We start from the raw sequence: 25437 nt of genomic DNA, 5'->3' as shown, positions 1-25437 counted from the left end.
TATGAGTACTTTTACTGCCGTAGAAAATATCAGCCGCCGCGACGTGCTAAAACTGTTTGGCGCAGTGGGTGGCGGATTAGCATTAGGGGCGAGCGGACTAACATGGAGCCCCATGGCGCTGGCGCAGGATAAAGAAGCGCGGTTGAATCTGTTTATTGCCATTGGTGAAGACGACAAAGTGTACCTCACTTGCCATCGCTCCGAGATGGGACAGGGGATCAGAACCGGCATTCTGCAAGTCTTAGCCGAAGAGTTAGAAGCGGATTGGGATAAAATTGTCCCTATTCAAGGTTTAGCTGATAAACGTTATGCCAGCCAAAACACCGACGGTAGCCGCAGTATTCGCGAAAATTACGACCGCATGCGCCAGATGGGGGCGATGGCAAGAACCATGCTAGAACAGGCTGCCGCCGCACGTTGGAAAGTTCCCGTGAGCGAGGTGCATACCGCCAGCCATAAAGTGCTGCATGCTAAAACGGGCCGCTCGGCCAAGTTTGGCGAGTTAGCGTTAGCCGCATCAGAGCAGCCAGTACCTGCAGTTGAGTCATTAACCTTTAAAGACGTTAAAGATTTCAAGCAGATTGGTGCATCACGTCAAATCGTTGATATGGATGCCATGTTAAGTGGCAGCGCGATTTATGGTTACGATATCAAACTCGATGGCATGCTTTACGCCAGCATAATACGCCCGCCGGTGCTCGGGAGCGATGTGGCAAGCTTGGACGATACCGCAGCGCGCCAAGTGGCTGGGGTAGTGGATGTGTATCGTTTGCCAGCCGCTAAGGGCGCTCCCGCGTTTCAGGCTTTGGGCGGCGTAGCTGTTATCGCCACAAACACGTGGAGTGCCCTCGAAGGGCGCAAAGCCTTAAAAGTCACTTGGACTCAGGCCGACAACAGTCAGCATGATTCAAGTCTTTATTTGAAGTCACTGGTCGAGCGGGTACAGCAAAGCGGTAATGTCGTGCGTCAAGCTGGTGATGAAATCAAAAACTGGCCCGAGGCGAATACGTTAAAAGCGGTTTATACCGTGCCTTATTTAATTCATTCCTCTATTGAGCCGCCCGTTGCCACCGCCCATGTGACTGAAAAGGGCTGTGAAATCTGGGCATCGACCCAAACGCCGCAAAGTACCCAGCAAAATGTGGCCGCAGCGCTAGGTATGGAAGAAGATGCGATTAAAGTGAATGTCACCCTATTGGGTGGTGGTTTTGGGCGTAAATCTAAACCTGATTTTAGCGTTGAAGCCGCACTATTATCGAAGCAATTCAAGCGTCCAATTAAGGTGAGTTGGAGCCGCGAAGATGAAATTCAAAACGGTTATTACCATGCTATCAGCGCCCAGTCCTATCAGGCACTGTTTGATGCCAATAACAAACCGACCGCGCTTTTAGCCCGTACCGGATTTCCATCCATTAGCTCGACCTTTGCCGAAGGGGTGGAATATCCCTCTGGCGGTGAGTTGGATTTAGGCTTTGTGGATGTGCCCTTTGCTTTGCCAAATTTAAGATACGAAGCGGTAAAAGCGCAGGCGCATAGCCGTATTGGTTGGATGCGCTCTGTGTGTAATATTCAGCACGGTTTTAGTGTCGGCAGTTTTGTCGATGAAATGGCTCATCGTTCTCAGGTTTCTTGCCCTGCAATGTGGCGTAGCCTTTTAGGTGAAGCAAGGCGTGAGACCTTTACCGACCAACAGTTCACCTACGGCAACTATGGCGAAGAGCTCAATCGTCACCCTGTGGACGTCAGTCGCTATTTTGGGGTAATCGACGCGGTCGAAAAAGCCCAAGCTAAGGCGCCCAAGGCGGGTAAAAATCAGGGCTGGGGTTTTGCCGTACACCGCAGTTTTGTGAGTTATGTCGCCGTGGCCATGCTGGTGGAAGTGAGTGAGGATAAACAGCTTAAAGTGCTGAATGCCATCGCTGCTATCGATGCGGGCACGATAGTTAACCCAGATAGGGTAAAAGCACAGACAGAAGGTGCGATTGTATTTGGCCTGAGTTTAGCCTTGATGGGTGAAATCACTTACAAAGAGGGCAAAGTGCAGCAATCGAATTTCCACGATTATCCTTTGCTGCGACTTCCCCAAACCCCCGATATGGAGATCATCATTATTGCATCCGATGCGCCGCCCGCAGGCGTGGGTGAGCCGGGTGTGCCGCCCGTTGCCCCGAGTTTAACCAATGCGATTTTTGCGGCGACGGGGCAGAGGATCCGCGATCTTCCCGTGAATAAACTATTGCGAGTGTAAGTGTCGGCAAGAGGGTTAACTGAAAGCCGTTTGAACAAAAAAGCGCCTAATAAGCGCTTTTTTCGTTTTTTTACCACAAAAAATTTGCTTGTTAGCGATTTTACGGGCATTAATGCCGAAAATTAGCAATAGATCAGGTTTTTGTTACCAAAATAGAGGTAATTTAACCAATATGTTTACCCAAGCCACCTCAAAATATACATTTTAGAGCGCCCAAGGGTATTAAACTTCCGTGAATAGAATTACTAAAGGGGTCATCCATGGAAAATCGTTGGCAAGTCGCTATTTCTGCCGGCCTATTGGCGGCTATTTGGTGTGGCGTCGCAGATGCTTTTCATCTGGTCACTTGGATCGGCTTTTTAGGTTGTAGCACTTTTTTTGCTCAACCTAAGGCTGGCTTTCAGGGCGTGATGATGGCGTGGTGCACAAACCTGTCCGGTGTATTTTGGGCTTGGCTCATTATCTCGGGTAGCAGCTTTTTTATTTCGCCCGTATTTGGGTATATTTTTACCGGCATAGCCACTTCGGCCATGTGTTTACAGGCAAGTTATCAAAAGCTTAGCTTTATTCCCGGCGCATTTATTGGCTGTTGCACTACCTTTGCTATGGCGGGTGATGTGGCCAATGTCGTGCCGTCGTTGATCATTGGTGGCTTATTAGGTTTTAGCATGAGCCTGTTAACGGGGCAGTTGGTTACTCTGACACAAAAGTGGTCTGCCGCCACACGTAACCAAGTTGCTAGCACGGATTAGCATAATACCTGCTCAGATCTTATGACTGACATAGTTGTCGTGACAATCTGAGCTATACTGCTGATTTAGTGCCAAATAGCATTTTGTTCTTAGGAATTATCAAGATGAAACAAATCCAGTTTCGTACCATTGATGCCATATTGATCAAGTTCAGTCTCAACGGAAAGTTTTGGGTAGTGTGTTCTATGGTGGCGCTGATCACGGCCGCCGTGGCGCTTGTCAACTATCAACATGCGCACCGTAACCTTGAGCAGGCCTCAATCGCTCGGGTTCAAGCTAGCGTCGATACCTTAGCGCAAGTTGCAACGGCGCAAAAGCTACAAGCTGACGCCTTATCTCAATTTGCCAGCCAATACGGGTTAACTGTAACTTCAAGGCAAAGTGATGCGCAGCGTCAAGGGGATAAAGTGACGGTCAGCGCCAGTGTGTCAGGTCAAGCCTTACAACTGACGCAGAATGTCCATGAGTGGGAAGCCGATGCGCGTAGCGATGCTAACTTTATGTTCTGGTTAGCGTTAGTGGGTTTGTTGCCTTTATTCCAACTGAGTTACTGGATTTCGACTTCACTCGGTGGTGGATTATGGGACATGTACTTAGCCATCAAACGCTTAGCCGATGGTGATTTGAGCTTTAGATTAAACTTCTTTGGTACTGACGATTTCAGTTTGATTGCTCGGGAAATCGATCGCTGCGCCGACAATATGAGTGAAATGGTGTCAGCCATTGGCAAAAATGCACAGACCTTATCATTGGCATCCGATGAATTTAATCAACAGGCGGCCACCAGTGATAAACTGATTGGGTTCCAACATCAATTCCTCGATTCCGTTGCCGTGGCGATGGCACAAATGACCTCAGCGATTGAAGAAGTCTCTGTTAATGCGAGTAATACTTCGTTGCAAACCAAGGAAAATTCAAGCCAAATGTTGGCCAGTCGTGGGCGTATTAGCCATACAGTGGAAAGCATTGGTTTACTCTCAACTAAGATTGGTGCGGCGTTTTCATCGGTGGAACAATTGTCTAAGGATGCGGCGAGTATCGATGCTGTAGTCACAACCATTAACAGTATTTCCCAGCAAACCAATTTGTTAGCCTTAAATGCGGCCATTGAAGCGGCCCGTGCCGGTGAGCAAGGTCGTGGCTTTGCTGTGGTAGCCGATGAAGTGCGTACCTTAGCGGGTCGAACTCAACAGGCCACGGTAGAAATTCAGGCCATGATTGAAGGCTTACAATCTGGCACGACTCGTTTATCTAGCATTACCATGGAGATAGTCGATCAGGCCGATGAAGGTCGCAGTGCGATTATCGCCGTCGGTGATGATGTTCAAGGTATGGCGCAATCGGTCAATGCGGTATTTGATATGAGCAGCCAAATTGCCGCCTCGGCGGAAGAGCAGAGTGTCGCCGCGCGGGATATTGCCGGACAATTGAATGAAATCCGCCATCAGTCGGAAACTATCAAACAAACAGCCCAGCGCAGTGTGACCTTAGCCAATGATCTGCACCATGCCTCGGTCGAGTTAGATGGCATTTTAAAGCAGTACCGCACGAGTTAATATGTCACCTTTAATGTGAGTCGTCGGCATGGGGTGTTGAGCAATAACGCCCGATACTGAGTCTCATGTTAAGTAGTAACGTATCATCCGACAATGGCGGAAATCTTAGATTTCCGCCATTTTAATTTGGAAGTACCCAAAGAACTATTTAGTTATATTGCCCTATTCCGTTCTATCAGCGTGACATTATCTAAATTGACGGTCATAGATTTCAGGGGAGAAAGTTATGTCTGAAAATGTCCTTTTTTGCGGAGGGTATTTCACTGTGGTTGGCGGTGGAAATCTGTGTTTTGTAAAAATAGAATTTGGGGAAATTGATGGTTTCTATATGGCTGATTGTGTTAACCTTTATCGGAAATATTTAAGAAAAATATCAAGCAATTTTAAATTGTTTGTTGATGATAAACGTTCACTAGAGTATCACTTGTTCGCCTCGGTCAATTAAAATTGGCTTGGGACGCCGCTTAACGTTAGGCAACAATAATTATGAATAACGATCCATTTCGAAACCCGACAGATACCGAAATAGCCAGCGCTGAAAGCAAACTGGGCATCAGTTTTCATGACGACTACCGATCATTTTTGAAGTCTGGCAGCGATGTTGCAAACGCTACCTTTGAGCCTGCGGTAATTTTACCCGGCTCTGGCCATCTTGATATCTTTGACATTGCTGAAACAGCCTGGAATGTCATGGGTCTTCCAAGAGACCTTTTGCCATTCATCGAGGATAATGGCGACTATTTCTGCATAGCAAAGACGGGTGAGATAATTTATTGGTCTCACAACGGCAGCACTAAGGAAGAATGGCCGAATCTTTCTGCATGGCACAAGCAGGTTTGTGTAGACCTTGAGTAACTGTGATAGCCTAAATAGTGGTTCAAATCGTTCGCTCCGCTCTCAGTGATGGGTTAAAGCCTGCCCCTTAGCCAAACGTTAACCCATACAAGCATTTAAAGCGGGACTGCTAACAGTTTGCTCGACTTCGCTTCGCTACACAATTTTAGCAAACAATTATCAGCCCCTTAAATGGGCGTTAAGCATTATGAGCAAATATCGAGATAAATTCGAATATCCGGAAAATCCAGCAAGTGCTGAAGAAATTCAGGCTCTTGAGAAATGGTTAGGAACAGATCTTCCGAGTGAGTATAAGAAGTTCTTGCTTGAAACTAATGGGGCAGAAACTCCGATTGGCGTGCAAGAACCAGATGACTCAGTTGTGCTCTGGAGCGCTAAAGAGATATCCGAATTAACAGAAGCCTATTGCTACGAGCAATACTTGCCTGGGTTGGTTGCTATTGGTTCAGATGGTGGGGGAGAGTCAATTGTCTTCGATACCACACATAATATAAGTTCAGAAGACTGGCCAGTTTATAGGGTACCTTTCGGCGATTTAACGAAAGAGTCTATGGTATTGTTGGCGGAAAATTTCAATGAGTGGGTTTCCAGTGGTTATTCGCTCAAGTTCTAAAATGTTTAACAAGGCCAGTCAATCTGACCTCCGTAAACTGTCTTCTTTTTTTGCAAAAAGACGTAAAAAAGCTTCCAACTCACTCCGGCAGTTGCTGGCGGCGTTATGTTTAAAGCGGTAGAAATTAGAAAGAGGGCATTAATATGTCAGGAGAGAGAATATCGGGTGATGGAGAACGAGAACGATGTCCTGTACATGGGCATACGAGAAGGCTATCTAGCAAAGAAATTAATGAGATTAAGCACGCTGTAGAAGTTGCTAAATCACAAGCTAAACGTAAGGGAGTTACACCTAAAGATCCTCAAATTGGTCTTTTCAGTTGTAAATGTAATTGCTTCTATGTGAAAGTTGAATAATGGTCCATCAATATGTTGATAGTATTATCAGAATGCGAACATAACAAATTGCTGTATCTGAAATTTTTCCGTTCCTTCTTTTTTGTTTGATAACACAAAAGCTTCTACTCCAAAAATGCAGCTGAGCAAGGCGTTACACCATAGACATTTCTATGCGAAATTCACTTGTTATAGCTGATGAACTAATACGCTTTTGTCCCAAAGCTTGCTACGTATTTCTTTAAAACAAACAGGCTTCGCCGATGCTAAACAGGTGAACCATGGTGATTTGCGAGACGACCGTCCGCCCCATGGCCGCTCTTTGGCGTCCATGCCATCGCGGCATTTGTGAATCCTTTCACATCAGATGGGGCGGTCGAGCATCCACGGATGGACTGGCTGCGAGTCGACGAGCAAATACCATGGCAAGCATGTGTGAGTGGACATCAGCAAACGCTAAACTCCTCACAACTAAAATTATTGGTCCCCAAACACTCGTCTTCAAGACATATCTGTCCAAAAGTGAATTACGTTCAGTATCACACCTGACTCATTGACTATTCATCGAACGATAAAGATAAAATATGTTTCACCCATAAAAAAACATCGACCTAAGCCGATGTTTTATATCTACTAAGATGATCGAACGTTAGCGGGTTAAGCCTCTTTGAACGTGCTCCAGATGGGGGCGTGATCTGAGGGCTTATCTATGCCGCGTAGATCGTAATCGACGTCGGATTCGACTAAACGTGCTGCTAGTGAAGGCGTTGTTAAAATCACATCAATACGCAGGCCACGGTTGTCATCGAACCCTTTGCTGCGGTAATCGAACCAAGAATAACGTTCGATGCGCTCTGGGTGTAATTGACGGAAAGTGTCGATTAAGCCCCAGTCTTGTAAGGTTTTTAACCACTCACGCTCTTCCGGTTGGAAGCTACATTTGCCGGTTTTTAGCCAACGTTTACGATTGACTTCGCCTATACCTATGTCTAAATCGGTCGGCGAAATATTGATGTCACCTATGATGGCGATATCTTCATCGTTGCTGTGATTTGTCTGCAAGTAGTGCATTAAATCCTGATAAAACTTACGTTTAGCAGGATATTTTGTTGGGTGGTCTATGCTTTCGCCCTGGGGGAAATAGCCGTTGAACACAGTCAATGGACGACCATTCGCTTGGGTAAATGTGCCGATAATCATGCGGCGCTGGGCATCTTCATCATCGCTTGGAAAACCCTTTTGCAGTTTTTCTGGTGCGACTTTAGACAGCATGGCAACACCATAGTGAGCTTTACCGCCGTGGTAATGCACTTGATATCCCATAGCTTCGACTTCGGCTAATGGAAACGCCTCATCGTGCACTTTGGTTTCTTGCAGGCCGATAATGTCGGGCTGGTGGCTATCGATTAAGGCTTGCAATTGATGCAAGCGTGCCCGCAGACCATTGATGTTAAAGGACACTATTTTCATTAAGGCAGGACTCGTTTAAAGGGTTTAACCACAACACTTTGGTAAACGCCCGCTTCGATATAGGGATCGGCATCGGCCCAGTGTTTTGCTGCGACTAAGGATTCAAAATCTGCGACAACCAGTGAACCACTAAAGCCTGCATCACCAGGGTTTTCACTGTCGATGGCTGGGTGTGGGCCAGCGATCAGTAAACGACCTTCATCGGCGAGGGCTTGCAGGCGAGCTAAATGGGCTGGGCGTGCGGCTAAACGTTTTTCTAAACTATTCTCAAAATCTTGAGCTGAAATCATATACCACATTATTTGAGTTCCTTGCGTTGATCTTCGGGAAGGTGTTTATAAAGATAAAATACGGTCAGGACAGTATTAATTAAGGTTAAAGCGGTTAAACCAAACACTTTAAAATTGACCCAAGTTTCTAATGGCAAACTAAAGGCGACATAAATATTGACTAGGCCACAAGCGGCGAAAAAGATCACCCAATACCAAGTTACGCGAGCCCAAATTTTGTCGTCTACTTGCATTTCTTTGCCTAACATCGACTTTAATATCGATTTATTGAGCAATTGACTGACACCTAAGGCGATGGCAAACAAACTATAGATGATGGTCACTTTCCACTTGATAAAAGAATCATCGTGAAACACTAAAGTGAGTGTGCCAAACACTGTCACCATCGCAAAGGTGATTAAGTGCATCTTTTCAAGTTTCTTATATAACGCATAGGTCACGATCAATTGAAGCGCGGTGGCTGCGATCAATGCGCCGCTGGCGATATAAATATCGAAAAATTTATAAACGGCAAAAAAGATGACGAGGGGCAGGAAATCAAGCAGTTGTTTCATAAATAATCATGTTAAAGAGACATGGGCTTGAGTGTAGCATGTGCAACATAAGGGCAAAAGCACCATGGGCCTAGGATTGCGATCTTGCCCATTAAATGGGTTTAATGGGCAAGTTAGACTTGTGCTTGTTTGGCGGCGTTTGTCTTAGCGTTAGGGCGACTTAGTAGTGGGCAATCGTGGCATTGGCCAGTGTTGGCGAGTTGATACCTTAGGCAGCAAGTACGGCGAATGCATTGGATGTTTGTGCTGTCTTCTTTGGGTTCAACAATCAAATTGATGCTGTTATACAGTGGATTTTGGGTGCCATCAAAAAAGGTCGTTCGGCGAAACAGAGCTTGCTTAAGTTGCTGACTCTGCTGCTGAGATAATCCCAACTCTCCTAGATACCAGTGGATCAGATAGCCTAAGTGACTCCAATATAATTTAGCGGGCACGGGGCTCAAAGTGAGTAGGCGCTCAACACTCGGTTGCAGTAAGTTTAAGATAAGGCCTTGTAGGGCGAGTTCTTTATCAACTGGCAGCTTATATGGGGTTAATGGCGAGTGTACCTTAGTGTCTGTCTTGAAACTTGGCTTAGTGTTTATTTGGGAAAGTGGCTCGATGCCGTGGTATTTTTTAAAGGTTAAAGCGGTATTTGGCTGTTGCTTTGTTATTTTAAATTCAAATTTTGCCACTCGGCCACTTGCGTGTATCTGCATAAAAACGGACTGTGGCTGCCAGTGAATAGGCTCGAATGTGGCTTTTGGGGCGTTGAAAATCCACTCCATCACAGGCGGAACTAAAAGGCCAAAATACCATTGACCCCAAAGTGAATGTAGCGCTTTGTGAGTGTCTTTTCTACTGGCCGTAGCGCTTTTACTGATTAAGGCGCTTTTACTGGCGAAAGCGTGCGCTCGGCTGGTTGCAGCTGTTTGAGTAGCCTCGGTTTTATCTTTAGTTACAGCCTCAGTTTCACTCTGAGTTTCTGCGCTAGGATGTGCGATGGCAAAACGTGCAATGAGTTTTTGATAAGTATCGGTGCAGCTCCATTCATTAAAACTGAGCCCTGTAGGTGACTGCGTTGCGCTAAGGTGCTCGCCATAGAAGGGCGCCCGCTCATGTAACAGCTGATTGAGTGTAAAAATAGTTTGATTCAACGCGTTGTGGCTTGGCGCTGTATCGCACAATGTTTGCAGTCTGGTGTCTCTCCGTTGGCTTGCCATAGTGACTCCTTAATGGTTGTGATTGATTGCCGCGGTTATCGATAAGTCCATGTAAATGATTACCTTGCGAGCCCAAGATTTGGGCTCACAAGGTTTTTCGAACGATCTCAATATAAATCTGACTTAGAAGCGATAGTCTAAGGTTAAGCTGGCACTTCGCGGCGTACCGTATTGGAATTGGCTGTATTGACCGACTTGGCTGTAGTAGCTTTTATCTAAGGCGTTGTGCAGGTTTGCGCTGAGCTTAAGTTGCTCGGTGAAGGCGTAACTCGCCATTAGACTCGCTAGCGCGTAAGAGCCTTGTTCTACTTCGACTTTAATCGTGTCTATACCATTGCCTACAGGTTTATCGGCATCTTGGTAGACGCGGCTCTGCCAGTTAACCCCTGCACCAATTTGCAATTTATGCCAATCACCACCAAAGGTATAAGTAGTGAAGAGTTTTAACTGCTGACGTGGTGACGTGGTATTGATGCGTTTGCCCTTAGGATCTTCGGTGGTGAACTGGGTGTAGCCTAAGTAAACATTCCAGTCATCAGTGATTTTACCCGTTGATTCAAATTCGAATCCCTGTGTTTTTGTACCGTTTACGCCTTCATACACTTGCGTAGTGGTACCTGGGATCACATCGCTTGTGCTGACTCCGACATTGTCTTGTCTGATCTCAAACACCGACAGCGACATATCTAAAGCCTCATCGAACAGGCTCGCCTTAATCCCGCCTTCGTAGTTTTTCCCTTTAACTGGATCTAGGTAGCTTTTATCGATTCTTTGCTTCGTTTGCGGTGCAAAAATGTCAGTATAACTGGCATAGAGCGAATATTGCTCGGTCAGGGCGTAGGTGAGGCCGAAGTAAGTGGTGAGTTCGTTGTTGATGCTAAAATCGTAGCGGCTGCCAAAGTTATCTTGGTTGGTTTCCCACTCATTGAGGCGTAATCCGACGAGGACAGCTAAAGTGTCGCTGAGATTAAGCTGAGTCGCTACATAGGCTGCACTCTGTTTGGTTTCGCCAAATGAACCCGTGGTATAGGTTTCCTTCCATTGAGGTTTTGGATATTGGAAGTTCGGATCGCGAAAATCCCCTAAAAGCGGTACTGCAGCCGTGGGGTAATAATAGGGATTGGCGAACTCTTGACGTTGGCCATTCCAGCCAAACATCAATTGATGTTCCTGACCAAAGAGTTGGTATTGTCCTTCGGCGCGTAAATCTATATTGTGTTGGGTGCGACTGCCGTCGACATAGGCGATAGACCCCGCCTTTGCGCCGACATTGGTTACAGGATCGGGATAGCCCATGGCCCATAGCACATCGAACTCCAATGAGTTATCACCGTAGGTGTAAGTCCCTTTTAGGTTCCAACCATTATCTAATCTGTGTTCGAGACTCGCAAAAGTGTTGAGGCCTTGGGTATGCGCCGAGCCCCAATCGGGCGCCGTTGAAGTGGCACGATCATAATTAGTGCGACTGCCATCGCTGTAAAATAGCGGTAAACCGCCCGACATAGTGCCGCTCGGCGTAGCATCTTGGTAATCGACACCAAGGGTGAATAAGGTGCTATCGCCAATATCGGTTTCGACTATGCCGTATAGCGTGGTGCGCTGCTGCTCGTACCTGTCTTGGAACGAATCTTTATCTTGATAGGCGGCGACCACGCGACCGCGTACAGAACCCGAGTCATTTAAGCCGCTGGAAACATCGACCATACCGCGCACATTATTCCATGAGCCCACACTTAACGAGGTGTTGCCCATAAACTCTTGAGTCGGGCGTTTACGGATAAGGTTAATGGCCGCCGAGGGATTACCGGCTCCCGTCATGAGGCCAGTCGCGCCGCGTACCACTTCTACTCGCTCGTAGATGGCGGTGTCGATCAGATTATCTCCATAGTTGAAGCGGGTATCGTAGGTGGTGGGTACGCCATCGTACAAAATGCTGGTCACGGCAATGCCGCGGGCACTAATACTGTATCTGTCGTTATCCATTGGGCGGGCATTGATCCCCGCGACGCTGGTCATGGCATCAATCACGCTATTAAGCTGTTGATCATTCATCATTTGGCGGGTGATAGACGTGACCGACTGCGGCGTTTCTAGATAGGATAAATCGAGCCCAGTTGCCGTGTTCATCGCTTGGGTCTTATAACGGTTGTCGTGTAAATCCTTAGCGCCAATGACATTGATGACTTCAATTTCTTTTTGGTGCTTTTTAGTCTTACTATCCGCATCGACAGTATCAGCTGTGGCATGGGGAACCGTGGCTAACATGGCTGAGCACAGCAATAGCTTCGGGTTAACGAGGGCTTGCCGACAGACGAGTGCGATGCTGGAGAGAGGAAAAGTCTTCATAATGTTGATCTTTAATTCCGTTTAGGTTGGGGGTTAAACAAGCTGGGCTAACATTGGCCCAGCTAAAGTTTCGGGGTTGGTGTGTTAACGTGCCTTTTGCTCAGCGTTGCTAAGCATAGGGTGCTTAAAGGCATGGCTTTGTCTAAAGGCCGCCAAGGGATTGTCGATGCCACCGGCGAAACGCAGGTTTTTCTCCCTGTCGGTGAGGTCTATCATTTGTTGGTTATTATTCAATTGGATACGATTGAGGCACGTACGTACAAAGCTGTCCTTAAACAGATCGTATTGGGCAAACTTGTCGGCCAAATGTGGATGCTGGGCTTGGTAATCACGTACATTGTCCGCCACTAGCTCCCAGAATTGGCTTTCACTGACACTGGTTTGCTCATCGAGCAGCGGTGCTAAATAGCGGAAAATACAGTCAAAAATATCCAGTAAGATGTAGTTAAGTTTCATCTCTTCTTCAAGGCTCACCGCAAGGCGTTTTACATCATCAGGTAGCGGCTTCGCGCCATTGAGTACCGCGACTTCTTCGCCTATGTCTTTCATCAAAATCTTGACTGGCACATATTCATCGAGTACTAAGATCAGGTTTTCACCATGGGGCATAAAGACCAGATCGTAGGCGAAAAAGGCATGTAACAGCGGCGATAAATACAGGTTTAAGTAGCGACTGACCCAATCCTTTGCTGGTAAGCCTGAGGCGGCTATCAAGGCTGCAATAAGGGCCTTATCTTCATGATCCGTATGCAGTAGCGCAGCCATGGTCATCAGATTTTGCTTAGGATCAATGTGTGGCAGTGGGCTTTCGCGCCACAGGGCAGAAAGCATTTTTTTGTAGGCGCTATCTTGGGTGAGTGCTTGTTCGTAATAGGTGTGGTGATAACCTATGGCGGCAATTTCCTTCAGGATCACAAACCCTTGCTGAGTAAAGTAAGGGTCGCTCTCTACCAAGTTCGCCACCCATGCATTTATTTGCGGTGTGCAGCTCATGTAAAGGGGCGACAGGCCGCGCATAAAGCCCATATTTAAGATGGAAAGCGCGGTTTTGACATAGCACTTTTGTGGCGATGAAAGATTGAAGAAAGTGCGTATCGATTGCTGTACTTGGTACTGTTCACTGCCTTCGCCAAGATAAACCAGATCGCCACGGGCGATGTCGCCGGCAAAGACGCGGGCGATTTTTTCACGCCACTGCCAAGGGTGCACAGGCATAAAGTAGAAGTCCTGTGGATCATGCTGCTGGGTTTTAAGATGCTGCTGAAATTCATCGAACTGCTGGCCAAGCTCCTCCTTGAGTAACGCGTCGTGACTCAAGTTTTCGAGGGCTGCAAACGTGGTCTTACTCTTGCGCACTCCAAGCCAGACTAATTGCATCGGCATCGCGCTTTCAGGGGCAAATTGACGGTAATCCTGCATATCAAAACCAATCCGGCCATTATTGGCAATAAACACCGGATGGCCTTCTGTCATACCCGCTTCTATGCTCTGATAATCGGCTCGCGCCAGCGTGGCGGCGGGGATCGCCTGATGCGCTAACTTGTATGCCTTACTGTAAAGGGTGCTGGTGATTTCTTCTAAATAGGTTGGTAGTAAGGTTTCGCTGATCCCTAAGTCATTTTTAAGGGAAATGATCAGCGACATTGCATCGAGGGTTTGTTCTTTGCCTGCAAGTGAAACGCGGATGGAATCAGCATCGATAGCAAGATGATCGAGCTGATAGTGCCGCGCACTAAAATAGTAAGTGCTGTCTTTGAGCCGCAGTTCATAGTGGTTAAGCCCCGTTTTTTGCCCGTACAGGGTCGGCGTAATGAGCTTCTCGTGGGTGAATTCGCAGAGGATTTTCTTCACTAAATGACGATTAGCCGCTTGCCAATAGGCGGGAGTCAAATGCTCCGGCATAGAAGTTGATGTTGTCGACAGCGCCGAGCTTTGTTGAGCATGTACTGCTTGATCATGATGATCTTGCGTTGGCAATGGGTTAATTAATAAGGCTTTTGTGGGTAAGTTCATCTAATTCACCTAAAGAGTCGATAATGTCATGGGAGAGGTTGGAGATACCGCGTGCGAGCTTGGCTTTGCTAGGGTTGGGCTTGCTAAGTTTGGCAGAGCAGACGTTGACTGAGCTGAGCTTGGCAGGGCTGAGGTTGTTTGGGTTAGGCTCGTCAAAGAGGGCGTGCTCGATGGTTGAAGGCGCTGGGCCGCAGTGCAAAATCCGAGGAAAGCAGCTTTAGTGCTTAATTGAATCGCTTTTTCATAGCGAATGCCTATCAGGCTATTTAAGCGATGAATTTTGCTATTGAGTTGATCGGGTTCAACCACGAGGCGATTAAAGGCAAGTTTTTCAAGCACGAGCTGCGCTATCGCATCCATCACCTTCAAGGATAAGCCGCTGACGGGTTTGCCATCTGGCGGCGCGATAATCAGATGCATACCACAATCACCCGGCGCAACACGATAGTGCTGGCCGATTTCATCGTGGACGGGATCGTAGAGTTCCACCATAAATAGTGCTTTGGCCTGCCATTCACCTATCAAGGCAAACTTGTGTTCTGTTGTTGCTAACAGATTTTTTATGGCATCAAGGTTCAAGCCCTGCATACCCCAAAACTTGGCGTAATCTTGGTTAAACCAAGACTGTAGTGTTGGAATGTCTTGTGTAAGGTCTAACGCTCTGAACTGGAAACCATTAATGCTCGAAATAGCGGATAGTTGCGTTAAACAATGGTTGCTAAATTGGCTTGCCATTATTATGCCTCCTGGTTCGGCGCCATTAAGACCGGCATATTGGTTCCCGCGCCTGAACTCACGGTTGAACTTACGCCAGAATTTGGAATCTTGGTTGGAGGGATAGTTTGTGGCGCATCAACTTGAGTTTTTCTGTGCGGCGCCTTAGGAAAATGTCTTGGATTAAGCTCCAGCGTGTTAATTGCATTGGCGCCGCAGGGCTGATGACTGGCAAGTTTGGCCGGATCGAAGGTTTGAAACGCGATATGTTCCTCAATGTGGTAGGGCGCATAACCGAGCACAGCTTTTAAGATGGTGCCGTTGCGATAACAGCCCATACCCAGATCTGGAGAGCTTATCCCATGGGTATGCAAACCGACATTCTGGACAAAAATATCCCCTCGAATATCTATGCTGTAATCACGCTGCACGCTAAGTTGTCCGGCGTCATCGAATTCGACTTGTTGTTTAATACCACTGATAAACTCGGGTAAACGATAGTGGTAACCTGTGCCTAAAATGACGGCGCCCGTTTCTTGCTCAAAGGTGTGATTTTTTTCATTGTGGTGGAAATGCAACTTGAGCATATTGGCTTGGGGCTCGATATGAGTCAGCGCCGCATTCGTCATCAGTCGGCATTGAAAATCGGCCAATAGGCGCTTTTGATATAACAAATCGTAAATGTCGTTTATCAGCTCAGAATTTATCCCTTTGTAGAGCTGTTTCTGGCTGGCGATCAGTGAGCATCTTTGATTAGGGGTCAACTCGTGGAAGTAATCGACATAATCTGGCGAGGTCATCTCTAAAGTAAGCTTGGTATATTCCAAGGGATAAAAACGCGCTGATCGTGTCATCCAATTGAGTTGATAACCATAGGTATCAATATCTTGCAGTAGATCGTAAAACACTTCCGCCGCACTCTGGCCACTACCAATTACTGTGATGGCACTCTGACTCTGCAGGTAGGTTTTTTGCTGCATATAACTGGCGGTATGCATGACCCGTGCATCTTGGATTGGGCAATCCTTTGGTAGATAAGGTTCAGTGCCAGTGCCTAGCACTAGCTTTCGGCATTGATAGGAATGGGTTTTACCACTGCGCCTATCAAAACCTGTAACTCGATAAATACTTTCACCTGCGTTGTAATCCACTTGAGTGACCTTAAAACCAAATTTAAGGTTGCTGAGTTGTTGGCTCACCCATTGGCAATACAAGTTGTATTCGTGGCGGGGTAAAAAGAAATTCTCACGAATATAAAAGGGATAAAGTCTGCCCGTTTGCTTGGCAAAATTAAGGTAGCTGTAGCGGCTGGTGGGATCGGCCATAGTCACCAGATCCGACATAAAGGGTGTTTGCAATCTTGAGGATTTGAGTAGCATGCCTGGATGCCAGTCAAAACTGGTTTTAGCATCTAAAAATAAGCAGTTAAAGCCGTCAATAGGTTCTGATAAGGCGGCGAGGCCAAGATTGAATGGGCCAATGCCTATGCCAAGTAGATCAAAGATTTCGCGATCCATTTCCCTTTGCTGTGTACTCACTTACGCCTCCTTGGCAACATGCTACTGCGCGTTGCCGATCCAGTAATCAGTTACCTAAGGACACAAACCAAAGTGAATGCGGTTATCAAAATAGACTGTTTGGCTATTTATCTTGCGTTGATCAACTCGCTATTTTTAGCTCAGTCCTTAGGCCATTTCCTGCTGTCTCTGTCCCGACAACGGTAGGTAAATTAGCATGTGAAAATATTCAAATGCAAACCATTCTCATTTGAGTGTGGCTGTGGGTTAATACTTTTAACTGATAAATAAGGGGGGCAGATACGGTTAATGGTACAAATAAGTAAGTGATAAAGGGGTGATAATTAGGCAGCGTTTTGGGGATAAATCATTTAGGGTTTTACGAGCTCTATTTTTATAAAAGATATAAATACAGTGGGTTACATTAATGCTTGAGTTGGTTCGAGAGCAGAGGAAAATTGATTTAGGTGGGAGTCATGTCATCCTTATACAATAAACATAGGTGCCGCTAAACGGTCAGTGTAAATCCATTGTAAAGCGTGGACAGGGGCTCAATGAGCGCTTTGATTTAATACGATTGGTATGGTGTAGGTCGTACTGTTTTAGTTTAAGTGAATATTGGCAGGGTAACAGATCGAGCAATTATCGATGTAATTTTTAGTCGCTGTACGCATAAGAGAAGGAGTTCAAGATAAAGCCGTCCTAAAACGGCTTTGAAATAAAATAGTTAAATCGGAAGATTAAGTCGTAAAACTAGCGTAAATCGACAAAATGAGCTGTGATTTTACGCACCAAAGGTAACACCATCAGCAGTGTCGGAAAGGCGACAACCCATGAGATCAGCCAAGCGCCGAGCCAGAGTTCGAGAAATTGCGGTGAGGCGCCAACGCCATTGAAAGTGCTGATCCCAGAAACGATACAACTCATGAGAATAGAGAGAAAAAATGGCATCACCACAGTGGCATACTTGGCCGGTAATTTGGGTGTTCCCAAAAAAGTACGAGGTTTGTTATCGGGTAAAGATTTAGAAATGGTCATCGGATCCTCTAATGGATATGTATCAGGCGAATGATTTGTTACAGGCTAGCACTATACCTTTTTTTATCGACTCAATTCATCCAATTTGTTACCCAAAGCTCGCCTGTTACATTGACCCAATGGCCTAGCGAGATAGGGGATTTCCCAAGTTCATTATCAAAGGGGAGCGGTAGGTTTGATTGCAACAGGTAAATTGTATCTTCGGGTGTTTGGCTGATGTCGATGATTTGTCCCGAAGCTTCAAAGTGACAGTTATGCAACGGGAATTTCAGATGCTGGTGTGGCGTTTGTTTAATCATATCAGCTTGAAGACTGGCACTTGCTAATCGGCCAAGCAATTCAACTGTGACCCATTGGTTAACCGGAAAGCGAATTTCGGCCTGCTGATCGCTACCTTGGTAGTAAAACCAAATTGGCGCACCATTATCGCATTTACCTGCAACTTCACCTTCAAAACCACAGCCCCAAGGCGTTAATTCGAGAATATAGATCCGATACTGCATAAAAAGTCCGTTTTTCTTCGATAGGGCATTCTATCGAGGAACTGTGACTAAATAAATACGCTGTCAGTGTAGTACTGGGTGAGTGTCAGTATTGCCTTGATAGATTATGTTTGAGGGAGATAAAGGCTGAATAAACATAGAGCTTGGTAAATATAAACAAAATAAGCGAGGCGATGAGTCTACCTCACTTATTTTATTTGTAATTGAATTCTTGATTTATATTGGATTATTTAAATCAAGACTCGCTTAGGTTGCAGCCTTCATTGCGCTAGTAAATTCCCCAAGCGTTGCAAGTAGCTTAACTTCATCGTGCTGGTGGGTTTCGATAATTTTTACTACGGCAGAGCCAGAAATCGCCCCCGCAGCGCCCGCTTTGATGGCGGCGCTTACCTGTGAAGGCTCGGCAATACCAAAACCGAGGAGCGGTGGTGGGGCGTTAAAGGTTTTTAATTTAGATAAAATTTCCTCTACCGGCACGCCAGCTTTCGTGTCTGTGCCTGTGACTCCTGCGCGGGATAAGAGATAGGTGTAACCTTCACCACTTTTACTCACTTGCTCCAGGGTTTCACTGTCAGCATTGGGCGGCGCGATAAAAATCGGCGCAATACCATGGGCTTTAGCGGCTTCGCTAAAGGGCGCTGATTCTTCCACTGGCACATCGGCGATAAGTACTGAATCCACACCCGCTTGCTGCGCTTTGGCGTAAAACGCATCTATGCCGTTAGCAAACACCAAGTTCGCATACAGCAGCAAACCGATTGGAAGTTCAGGATATTTAGCGCGCACTTGCGCCAGTAATTCAAAACACGCCGTTGGAGTTGTGCCAGCGGCTAAAGAACGCAGGTTAGCGCCTTGGATCACAGGGCCATCGGCCAAGGGATCGGAAAACGGAAAGCCCAGTTCTAAGGCATCGGCACCGTTTTGCACTAAGGTATCGATAATTTTTAGCGATAACTCAGGGCTAGGATCACCAAGGGTGACGAAGGGGACAAAAGCGCCACGGCCTTCGGCGTTGAGTCTGGCAAAGGTGGCTTGGTAACGGCCAGTGTTGGTAGACGTGTCACTCATGTTTATTATTCCTCTTTACCATTCAAAATGTCAGAAACGGTGAAAATATCTTTGTCGCCACGACCGGAAAGATTGACTACTAAAATGGTTTCTTTGGTGCACTCGCGCGCCATTTTGACGGCATAGGCGATAGCATGCGCCGATTCTAATGCGGGGATAATACCTTCACAGCGCGCCAGTTGTTGGAAGGCTTCTAAGGCTTCATCGTCGGTAGCTGATTCATAACGGGCGCGGCCTGTGGCATTAAGATGCGCGTGCTGCGGGCCAACGGAGGGGAAGTCCAATCCGGCTGAAATCGAGTAGGATTCTTCGATTTGCCCTTCGCTGTCTTGCATCAAAGGCGCTTTCATGCCGAAGAAAATACCAGTCTTACCGTGTTTAAGCGGCGCGCCGTGCATTGGCGTGTCTATGCCTTTACCCGCAGGTTCGACGCCAATCAGTTCGACACTTGGTTCGTCGATAAAGTCAGCAAACATGCCGATAGCGTTGGAACCGCCGCCAACACAAGCGATAACAGCATCGGGCAGTCGACCTTCACGTTCCAGCATTTGCTTCTTGGTTTCTTCGCCAATAATGCGTTGGAATTCACGCACTATGGTTGGGAACGGATGTGGCCCCGCAGCTGTGCCTAGGAGATAGTGGGCCTTTTCGTAGCTGCCAGACCAGTCGCGCATCGCCTCGTTACAGGCATCTTTTAGGGTGGCAGAACCTGAGGTGACAGGGATCACTTCCGCACCCATCAAACGCATTCTAAATACGTTAGGTGATTGGCGCGCAACGTCTTTGGCACCCATATAGACTTTACATTTTAAGCCTAACAGCGCGCAGGCAAGGGCGGTGGCAACGCCGTGTTGTCCTGCGCCGGTTTCAGCAATAATTTCTTTTTTCCCCATGCGCTTAGCAAGCAGGGCTTGGCCTAACACTTGGTTGGTTTTATGGGCGCCGCCGTGGAGTAAATCTTCCCGTTTAAGGTAGATTTTCACCATAGGATTTGGGCTTAAATTGCGGGTTAAGGTCAGTGCTGTTGGGCGACCCGCATAGTTTTTCAATAAATCGGTAAACTCGGCTTTAAAGTCTTCATCATCTTGGGCTTCCACAAAGGCAGTTTCTAATTGCTTAAGGGCTGGCACTAAAATCTGTGGCACATACATGCCGCCGTATTCGCCGAAATAAGGGTTAAGCTTTAACTTTGACATACCTTTTTCCTTATCTTATCAATCAGTTTGTCAGTGGCTTGATGGTGCTAACAGCGTCTTGGGGTTAACCGCATCGTTATCTATTTGGCCACTGGCATTAATAGGTTCATATTGTTTGTTGAGCATCACTCTTGTCCTGCACCAACAGCATCTAGGGCTTCTTGCTTAGCGCGATAGGCTAGAGACGTAAATGGGCAAAAGCCGTTTGGATCAGTTGCGCCGATTTAATTCCTGCGGCGGTTTCTAGGCCAGAATTAAAATCTAAACCGTAAAATCCTTGGGCATTGGCACTGGCCGCATTGTCGGCGTTGAGTCCGCCAGCCAACATGGCATGGGCTTTTTGTGGGCAGAGGGATTTCACATCAATGCTTTGCCAATTAAAGGCTTGGCCTGAGCCGCCAAATTGGTCTGCCGTTTTACTATCAAAGAGATATCGCGATGCTCCCTGAGGTATGTTACCAAGCTCACCCGTTTGCGCATCGACGCTGACGGCTTTCCAAATTTGAGTTGTGAGTCCCGCTTGCTCAAGTCGCTCTGCGAGTTGTGCGATTTCAAGTTCAGTTTCAGTGCCATGCAGCTGTACGGCAGATAACTGCAAACTGGCTGCGGTATCCGTAATGGTGCTTGGCGCGGCATTAACAAACACACCGACGAATTCAATGGCGGGAGCCGCGGATGCGCGATATTCCCTGAGCAATTGTTCAGCTGCATTAAGGGTTAATGCGCGCGGGGATTTTTCAGCAAAAATCAGCCCGGCATAGACGGCACCTGACGTTGCCGCGGCGCGAATATCTTCCATGCGGGTGAGGCCGCAGACTTTATTGTGACCGAAGATCAATTTACGGCAGGCTAAGTCGATATCAGCCTCGGCCATTATCGAACTACCGACGAGGAAACCATCAACCAGTGGACTCAGGCGGCGTACTTGCTGATTGTTGTAGATACCAGATTCGCTGATCACCACGCGGTCGCTGCTAATGTGTGGCGCTAAGGCCTCTGTGGTAGCGAGATCGGTACTCAAATCCCTTAAGTTACGGTTATTGATCCCAATAATCGGCGCATCTAATGCGATGGCGCGTTTAAGTTCCTCTTCATTACTGACTTCGGTCAGCACATCGAGTTGATACTTAGCGGCTTCTTTCGCCAGACGTTGATATTGCGCATCATCGAGTACGGATAGCATCAGCAGAATGGCATCGGCGCCTTGGTGAGCAGCGAGTTTAATTTGGTATTCATCGACAAAAAAATCTTTACACAGAATCGGTTGGTTCACCCGAGCGCGCACCTTAGGGATATAGTCCATATCCCCTTGGAAAAACTGCTCGTCGGTTAATACCGAAATGCCCGCCGCATATTTTCCGTAAATATCGGCAATGGCTTCTACATCAAACACATCGCGGATAAGCCCTTTGGACGGGCTGGCTTTTTTACATTCTAAAATGTAACCCGCCTTGGGCGCCTTGAGTGCGGCAAATAAACTGCGGTCAGAGATTTTTGGCGACAAGCTTGCCTCGGGGAAACGCAGCTTCAGGGCGGCAATATGGGCCGCTTTGGTATCGACTATACGGGTTAACACATTACTTTTTGGCATAGGGTTTGTTGCTGCCTGTGGCTGAGTTCTCATATCTTGGCTATCTGTTATCAGTTCTTGAGTCATTGCCACTTATTCCTTTGTTTCACTGCTGACTTTAGCTAATTGGCTTAACAATTCAAAGGCTTTACCGCTTTGTATGGTACTGAGCGCAAGTAAGGTTCCCGTTTTCACTGAATCTGCAATTCCACACACATATAAAGCACAACCGGCATTGATGGCGACCGCATTGGCATGCGCATCTGTGCCACAACCTTTTAAAATTGCCTCGGTGATCAAGGCATTCTGCGCGGGTTCGCCGCCTTCTAAGTCACTGATTTGTGCTAAAGGCACACCTAAATCGGCGGGCGTGAGTTGATACTCTATGATGTCGCCGTCTTTTAATTCGGCCACTTGGGTGTTGCCGTGCAGCGCGACTTCATCTAAACCACTGCCGTGCACTACCATAGCGCGTTTTGTGCCAAGCGCCTTTAATACTTTCGCTATCGGTAAGACTAACTCTGGGCTATAAACGCCAAGTAACATAAATTCGGGGCGGGCGGGATTAATTAGTGGCCCTAACACATTGAATAAAGTGCGCGTTTTCAGTGCTTGCCTGACCGGCACCGCATGCTTTACTCCGCCGTGGTAGTGGGGCGCAAATAAAAAGCACAGGTTCAATGCGTCGAGGCAACGACTGGCGGTGTCTGGTGACATGGTTAAGTCGATACCAAACTGCGCCAAAAGATCCGATGAACCCGATTTACTCGACACGCTACGATTGCCGTGTTTGGCGACCTTGGCGCCCGCCGCCGCCGCAACAAAGGCCGCAGTGGTGGAAATATTAATGGTATTAAAGCCATCGCCACCGGTGCCAACTATGTCAACGATGCCATTGCTAAGGTTATCGCCATTCGAGTAGGGAAACGTCTTGGCGGCGGCGCGCATCGCATCGGCGGCGCCGCTGATTTCATCAATGGTTTCGCCGCGCATCTTGAGCGCGACTAACATTCCAGCCATAGTGGCTTCACTCATTTCACCGCGAATTAACGCGCTAAAAATCTCAAAGGTGTGCTCGCGACTTAAACTCTTACCTTGGTATAAAACGTCGAGTAAAGGCTGAATATTGTTTGTACTCATGCATTTACTCCTGCTGTCATGTCTTGGGTCAGAAATGCCAAGGTTTGAATGAGCAGTGTGCTGCCCAACGTCGTCAGAATTGATTCTGGGTGGAACTGAAACCCAACGGCTTTATGCTCAGGGTGCAAAATCGCCATAGGCATATCTTCAGTGGTTGCGATCACTTGCAAGCAATCCGGTACTTGAGTGGCGACGAGACTGTGATAGCGGGCAACGGGCAGGGGAGAGGGCAAACTGGCAAATACGCCAGTACCGTCATGGAAAGTCGGGCTTGCCTTGCCGTGTACCACAAAAGGTGCGCGTGCCACTGTGCCGCCGTAATATTCCACCATGGCTTGATGCCCAAGGCAGATACCCAGCATAGGCACCTTACCCGCAACTTTGGCGATAAGTGCCATCATAGAACCTGCCTCATGGGGTGCACCTGGTCCTGGTGATAACACGAGGGCTGCAGGCTCTTGTTCGTTAAGCAGTTTTTCAGCGATATAATCGGCGGCAACATCGTTGCGGTAAATCACCACTTCACAGCCAAGGCTGCGAAATTGATCCACTAAGTTATAGGTAAAGGAGTCAAAGTTATCGAGTAGATAGAGTTTCATGTTTGGCTCCTATTTATATTGTGCTGAAGAGGATTGTGCTGAAGTGGATTGGGCTGACGATTCATTCACTGGTGATTCAGTTACTAGCAGTCCAGCGCCCATCTTGATGGCTGAAATCACGGCTTGGGCTTTTTGACGGGTTTCATCTGCTTCGCTTTGTGGATCCGAATCAAATACCACGCCAGCGCCCGCTTGAATAAAGGCGGTGCCATTTTTAACAAAGGCGGAGCGGATCACGATGCAAGTGTCCATGTCTCCAAGGGCATTGAGGTAACCCACAGCGCCGCCATAGCTGCCGCGACGGGCTTTTTCTGCTTGGCGTACCAGTTGTGATGCACGTACTTTTGGTGCGCCCACTAATGTGCCCATATTCATACAGGCCTGATAAGCATGCAGGGCATCTAAATCTTGGCGCAGTTGACCCGTTACGCGGCTGACGAGGTGCATCACGTGGGAATAACGGTCAACTTTTAATAATTCGGCGACTTTGCGGCTGCCGCTTTGGCTGATGCGTGCGATATCGTTGCGCGCTAAATCGACCAGCATTAAGTGTTCCGACAGTTCTTTTTTATCTAAACGCAGTTCAAGTTCAATACGGCTGTCTAAGTCAAAATCAATCTCGCCCGTGGCGGTTTTACCGCGTTTGCGGGTGCCTGCAATCGGGTAGACTTCTACCTGATTACTGCTGGCATCAAATTTGAGCGCACTTTCTGGTGAGGCACCAAAAAGCGTGAAATCTTGGCCTCTGAAATAAAACATGTAAGGGCTTGGGTTAGTCAGACGCAGGGCACGATAAGCCCCTAAAGTATTCGGGCAAGGCAAACTAAAGCTACGGGATGGCACCACTTGGAAAATATCGCCCGCAATAATGTGTTCTTTCAAATCGATAATGGTTTGTTTAAACACCTCATCGGAAATATTGACTTGCTCAGTTGCGTCGATGGCGACCAGTGTCGGTATATCAGCAGGTGAATTACCGAGGGTTTTACACTCTGCAGTTAAACTTTGTACCCGCTCACTTAGCGTTGCGGTGATGGCGGCATATTGAGCTGAATCGTGACTGAAGTTATGGGTAATGATGTCGGCTTGTTTAAGTTTATGATCGATAAGGATTAAGGTTTCAGCGAGGTAAAATAGGTAATCAGGGCAATCGTTATCGCGGTTCGGTACGGCTGGCAGCGGTTCGACGGTATCAATCAAGTCGTAGGCCAGCACGCCACCTAAAAACAGATCCTCAAAGGCGGGCTTGGTCTGGCTGTCAGTATGAGTGCCACAATCAATTTGCTGGATAAACATCCGTAGGCCATCGAGTGGCGAGGTAGATTTTAAGCGTGCATCTTCATCCTGCAGCTGAGTGTCTTTTTGCAGCGTCACCACTAAAGTCAAGTTATCACGGACTAGATTGGCTGCTGTACTGAAAAAAAGTGTGATGGGAGCAAGTAAGCTCGCGCCATTGTCGGTCAGTGCGGTAAAGGTCAGTTGATAACCGTCGCAGCGGATCATCATAGCAGCATGGGTCATCACCATGCTTTTTAAGTGATCTTTACTGTCGATTTCGGCCGATTCCAGCAACATAGTATGGGGCGCATCTTGGGTAATGTGCTGATACAAGCGCAGTGGATCGCTGTGGTAGGTTAATGCCGCCTTGAGTGTGCTTGAGCGTGCGAATGTCTGTTTGGGCATGTTCATACTCCAGCTACCTTATAAAATGTCTTTAACATCATGAGTTATCTCGCTTTCTTAATCTTGTTACCCGAGTCTGCCGACATTTTTCGCACCTAACAAAAAAGCCCGCATTTCTGCGGGCTTCTTGTTGATTCTGGTCACTTTCAAATGAGCACAGAGCTTCACACCACCC

General features: G+C 47.3%; 22 protein-coding genes and 1 other annotated feature (1 of these 23 running past the window's edge). Of the genes, 6 read left to right on the top strand and 16 right to left on the bottom strand.

Translation table 11 applies throughout. From position 1 onward, the window contains the following. The first annotated feature begins 1 nt into the window (after position 1). The 6 genes from L5M37_RS11410 (at position 2) to L5M37_RS11385 (ending at position 6024) form a co-directional block, all read left to right on the top strand. Complete coding sequence (locus L5M37_RS11410) at positions 2–2248, top strand: xanthine dehydrogenase family protein molybdopterin-binding subunit (RefSeq protein ID WP_263200534.1); 2247 nt, start codon at positions 2–4, stop codon at positions 2246–2248. 260 nt (positions 2249–2508) lie between these two features. Further along, positions 2509–3000, top strand: coding sequence for a DUF1097 domain-containing protein (locus L5M37_RS11405; RefSeq protein ID WP_113940728.1), 492 nt, complete (start codon positions 2509–2511; stop codon positions 2998–3000). 104 nt (positions 3001–3104) lie between these two features. Then, complete coding sequence (locus tag L5M37_RS11400) at positions 3105–4556, top strand: methyl-accepting chemotaxis protein (RefSeq protein ID WP_263139063.1); 1452 nt, start codon at positions 3105–3107, stop codon at positions 4554–4556. A gap of 226 nt (positions 4557–4782) precedes the next feature. Continuing rightward, positions 4783–5001: a hypothetical protein gene (locus L5M37_RS11395; protein WP_263181532.1), complete on the top strand. Its 219-nt coding sequence runs from the start codon at positions 4783–4785 to the stop codon at positions 4999–5001. 41 nt (positions 5002–5042) lie between these two features. Next, the gene (locus L5M37_RS11390; RefSeq protein ID WP_028761011.1) at positions 5043–5411 is read left to right on the top strand and encodes an SMI1/KNR4 family protein; all 369 of its coding nucleotides are present in this window, start codon (positions 5043–5045) and stop codon (positions 5409–5411) included. Between the two features lie 187 nt (positions 5412–5598). Continuing rightward, the gene (locus L5M37_RS11385) at positions 5599–6024 is read left to right on the top strand and encodes an SMI1/KNR4 family protein (RefSeq protein WP_131523523.1); all 426 of its coding nucleotides are present in this window, start codon (positions 5599–5601) and stop codon (positions 6022–6024) included. A gap of 992 nt (positions 6025–7016) precedes the next feature. On the opposite strand, the gene xthA is transcribed toward L5M37_RS11385, so the two are convergent. The 16 genes from xthA to L5M37_RS11305 all read right to left on the bottom strand — a co-directional run bounded on the left by xthA (position 7017) and on the right by L5M37_RS11305 (position 25262). Then, positions 7017–7829 carry an exodeoxyribonuclease III gene (xthA, locus tag L5M37_RS11380; protein ID WP_219253818.1) on the bottom strand — a complete coding sequence of 271 codons (813 nt, stop codon included), beginning with the start codon at positions 7827–7829 and terminating at the stop codon, positions 7017–7019. Next, on the bottom strand, positions 7829–8128 hold the full coding sequence (locus tag L5M37_RS11375; RefSeq protein ID WP_028761008.1) for a YciI family protein: 300 nt from the start codon (positions 8126–8128) through the stop codon (positions 7829–7831). Before L5M37_RS11375 ends, xthA begins: the two co-directional genes overlap by 1 nt. Continuing rightward, on the bottom strand, positions 8128–8673 hold the full coding sequence (locus L5M37_RS11370) for a septation protein A (RefSeq protein ID WP_028761007.1): 546 nt from the start codon (positions 8671–8673) through the stop codon (positions 8128–8130). Before L5M37_RS11370 ends, L5M37_RS11375 begins: the two co-directional genes overlap by 1 nt. A gap of 113 nt (positions 8674–8786) precedes the next feature. After that, a complete protein-coding gene (gene fhuF / locus L5M37_RS11365; protein WP_263200531.1) occupies positions 8787–9875 on the bottom strand; it encodes a siderophore-iron reductase FhuF in 1089 nt (362 codons plus the stop codon). 123 nt (positions 9876–9998) lie between these two features. Then, positions 9999–12221, bottom strand: a complete 2223-nt coding sequence (locus L5M37_RS11360) for a TonB-dependent siderophore receptor (protein ID WP_263200530.1) — start codon at positions 12219–12221, stop codon at positions 9999–10001. Between the two features lie 84 nt (positions 12222–12305). Further along, positions 12306–14234, bottom strand: coding sequence for an IucA/IucC family protein (locus tag L5M37_RS11355; RefSeq protein WP_131523526.1), 1929 nt, complete (start codon positions 14232–14234; stop codon positions 12306–12308). 9 nt (positions 14235–14243) lie between these two features. Then, complete coding sequence (locus L5M37_RS11350) at positions 14244–14969, bottom strand: GNAT family N-acetyltransferase (protein ID WP_131523527.1); 726 nt, start codon at positions 14967–14969, stop codon at positions 14244–14246. A gap of 2 nt (positions 14970–14971) precedes the next feature. After that, complete coding sequence (locus L5M37_RS11345) at positions 14972–16486, bottom strand: lysine N(6)-hydroxylase/L-ornithine N(5)-oxygenase family protein (protein WP_131523528.1); 1515 nt, start codon at positions 16484–16486, stop codon at positions 14972–14974. Between the two features lie 732 nt (positions 16487–17218). Continuing rightward, a complete protein-coding gene (locus tag L5M37_RS11340; protein WP_028761002.1) occupies positions 17219–17503 on the bottom strand; it encodes a DUF2798 domain-containing protein in 285 nt (94 codons plus the stop codon). Between the two features lie 71 nt (positions 17504–17574). Continuing rightward, positions 17575–18006 carry a glycerate kinase gene (locus tag L5M37_RS11335; RefSeq protein ID WP_105252115.1) on the bottom strand — a complete coding sequence of 144 codons (432 nt, stop codon included), beginning with the start codon at positions 18004–18006 and terminating at the stop codon, positions 17575–17577. A 246-nt stretch (positions 18007–18252) separates the two neighbouring features. After that, the gene (gene trpA / locus L5M37_RS11330; RefSeq protein WP_263200529.1) at positions 18253–19074 is read right to left on the bottom strand and encodes a tryptophan synthase subunit alpha; all 822 of its coding nucleotides are present in this window, start codon (positions 19072–19074) and stop codon (positions 18253–18255) included. Positions 19075–19079: 5 nt separating this feature from the next. Continuing rightward, positions 19080–20270, bottom strand: a complete 1191-nt coding sequence (trpB, locus tag L5M37_RS11325; protein WP_263200527.1) for a tryptophan synthase subunit beta — start codon at positions 20268–20270, stop codon at positions 19080–19082. Between the two features lie 178 nt (positions 20271–20448). Next, positions 20449–21927, bottom strand: a complete 1479-nt coding sequence (trpCF, locus tag L5M37_RS11320; RefSeq protein WP_263200525.1) for a bifunctional indole-3-glycerol-phosphate synthase TrpC/phosphoribosylanthranilate isomerase TrpF — start codon at positions 21925–21927, stop codon at positions 20449–20451. 6 nt (positions 21928–21933) lie between these two features. Continuing rightward, positions 21934–22980: an anthranilate phosphoribosyltransferase gene (gene trpD / locus L5M37_RS11315; protein WP_263200524.1), complete on the bottom strand. Its 1047-nt coding sequence runs from the start codon at positions 22978–22980 to the stop codon at positions 21934–21936. After that, a complete protein-coding gene (locus L5M37_RS11310; protein ID WP_263200522.1) occupies positions 22977–23579 on the bottom strand; it encodes an aminodeoxychorismate/anthranilate synthase component II in 603 nt (200 codons plus the stop codon). The genes trpD and L5M37_RS11310 overlap by 4 nt, the downstream gene beginning before the upstream one ends. A gap of 9 nt (positions 23580–23588) precedes the next feature. Beyond that, on the bottom strand, positions 23589–25262 hold the full coding sequence (locus tag L5M37_RS11305; RefSeq protein ID WP_263200520.1) for an anthranilate synthase component 1: 1674 nt from the start codon (positions 25260–25262) through the stop codon (positions 23589–23591). 98 nt (positions 25263–25360) lie between these two features. After that, positions 25361–25437: a sequence feature (Trp leader region), on the bottom strand (it continues 31 nt past the right edge of the window).

It is taken from the genome of Shewanella sp. SM69 (assembly GCF_025653985.1).
Taxonomy (GTDB): domain Bacteria; phylum Pseudomonadota; class Gammaproteobacteria; order Enterobacterales; family Shewanellaceae; genus Shewanella; species Shewanella oncorhynchi.
The sequence above is the reverse complement of the archived record's forward strand: the minus strand, read 5'-3'. Positions and strand labels throughout refer to the sequence as shown.

What these genes read in the sequence shown, in the direction of transcription:
- L5M37_RS11410 (WP_263200534.1), top strand. Translation starts at nt 2, where the DNA reads ATGAGTACTTTTACTGCCGTAGAAAATATCAGCCGCCGCGACGTGCTA.
- L5M37_RS11405 (WP_113940728.1), top strand. Translation starts at nt 2,509, where the DNA reads ATGGAAAATCGTTGGCAAGTCGCTATTTCTGCCGGCCTATTGGCGGCT.
- L5M37_RS11400 (WP_263139063.1), top strand. Translation starts at nt 3,105, where the DNA reads ATGAAACAAATCCAGTTTCGTACCATTGATGCCATATTGATCAAGTTC.
- L5M37_RS11395 (WP_263181532.1), top strand. Translation starts at nt 4,783, where the DNA reads ATGTCTGAAAATGTCCTTTTTTGCGGAGGGTATTTCACTGTGGTTGGC.
- L5M37_RS11390 (WP_028761011.1), top strand. Translation starts at nt 5,043, where the DNA reads ATGAATAACGATCCATTTCGAAACCCGACAGATACCGAAATAGCCAGC.
- L5M37_RS11385 (WP_131523523.1), top strand. Translation starts at nt 5,599, where the DNA reads ATGAGCAAATATCGAGATAAATTCGAATATCCGGAAAATCCAGCAAGT.
- xthA (WP_219253818.1), bottom strand. Translation starts at nt 7,829, where the DNA reads ATGAAAATAGTGTCCTTTAACATCAATGGTCTGCGGGCACGCTTGCAT.
- L5M37_RS11375 (WP_028761008.1), bottom strand. Translation starts at nt 8,128, where the DNA reads ATGTGGTATATGATTTCAGCTCAAGATTTTGAGAATAGTTTAGAAAAA.
- L5M37_RS11370 (WP_028761007.1), bottom strand. Translation starts at nt 8,673, where the DNA reads ATGAAACAACTGCTTGATTTCCTGCCCCTCGTCATCTTTTTTGCCGTT.
- fhuF (WP_263200531.1), bottom strand. Translation starts at nt 9,875, where the DNA reads ATGGCAAGCCAACGGAGAGACACCAGACTGCAAACATTGTGCGATACA.
- L5M37_RS11360 (WP_263200530.1), bottom strand. Translation starts at nt 12,221, where the DNA reads ATGAAGACTTTTCCTCTCTCCAGCATCGCACTCGTCTGTCGGCAAGCC.
- L5M37_RS11355 (WP_131523526.1), bottom strand. Translation starts at nt 14,234, where the DNA reads ATGAACTTACCCACAAAAGCCTTATTAATTAACCCATTGCCAACGCAA.
- L5M37_RS11350 (WP_131523527.1), bottom strand. Translation starts at nt 14,969, where the DNA reads ATGGCAAGCCAATTTAGCAACCATTGTTTAACGCAACTATCCGCTATT.
- L5M37_RS11340 (WP_028761002.1), bottom strand. Translation starts at nt 17,503, where the DNA reads ATGACCATTTCTAAATCTTTACCCGATAACAAACCTCGTACTTTTTTG.
- L5M37_RS11335 (WP_105252115.1), bottom strand. Translation starts at nt 18,006, where the DNA reads ATGCAGTATCGGATCTATATTCTCGAATTAACGCCTTGGGGCTGTGGT.
- trpA (WP_263200529.1), bottom strand. Translation starts at nt 19,074, where the DNA reads ATGAGTGACACGTCTACCAACACTGGCCGTTACCAAGCCACCTTTGCC.
- trpB (WP_263200527.1), bottom strand. Translation starts at nt 20,270, where the DNA reads ATGTCAAAGTTAAAGCTTAACCCTTATTTCGGCGAATACGGCGGCATG.
- trpCF (WP_263200525.1), bottom strand. Translation starts at nt 21,927, where the DNA reads ATGACTCAAGAACTGATAACAGATAGCCAAGATATGAGAACTCAGCCA.
- trpD (WP_263200524.1), bottom strand. Translation starts at nt 22,980, where the DNA reads ATGAGTACAAACAATATTCAGCCTTTACTCGACGTTTTATACCAAGGT.
- L5M37_RS11310 (WP_263200522.1), bottom strand. Translation starts at nt 23,579, where the DNA reads ATGAAACTCTATCTACTCGATAACTTTGACTCCTTTACCTATAACTTA.
- L5M37_RS11305 (WP_263200520.1), bottom strand. Translation starts at nt 25,262, where the DNA reads ATGCCCAAACAGACATTCGCACGCTCAAGCACACTCAAGGCGGCATTA.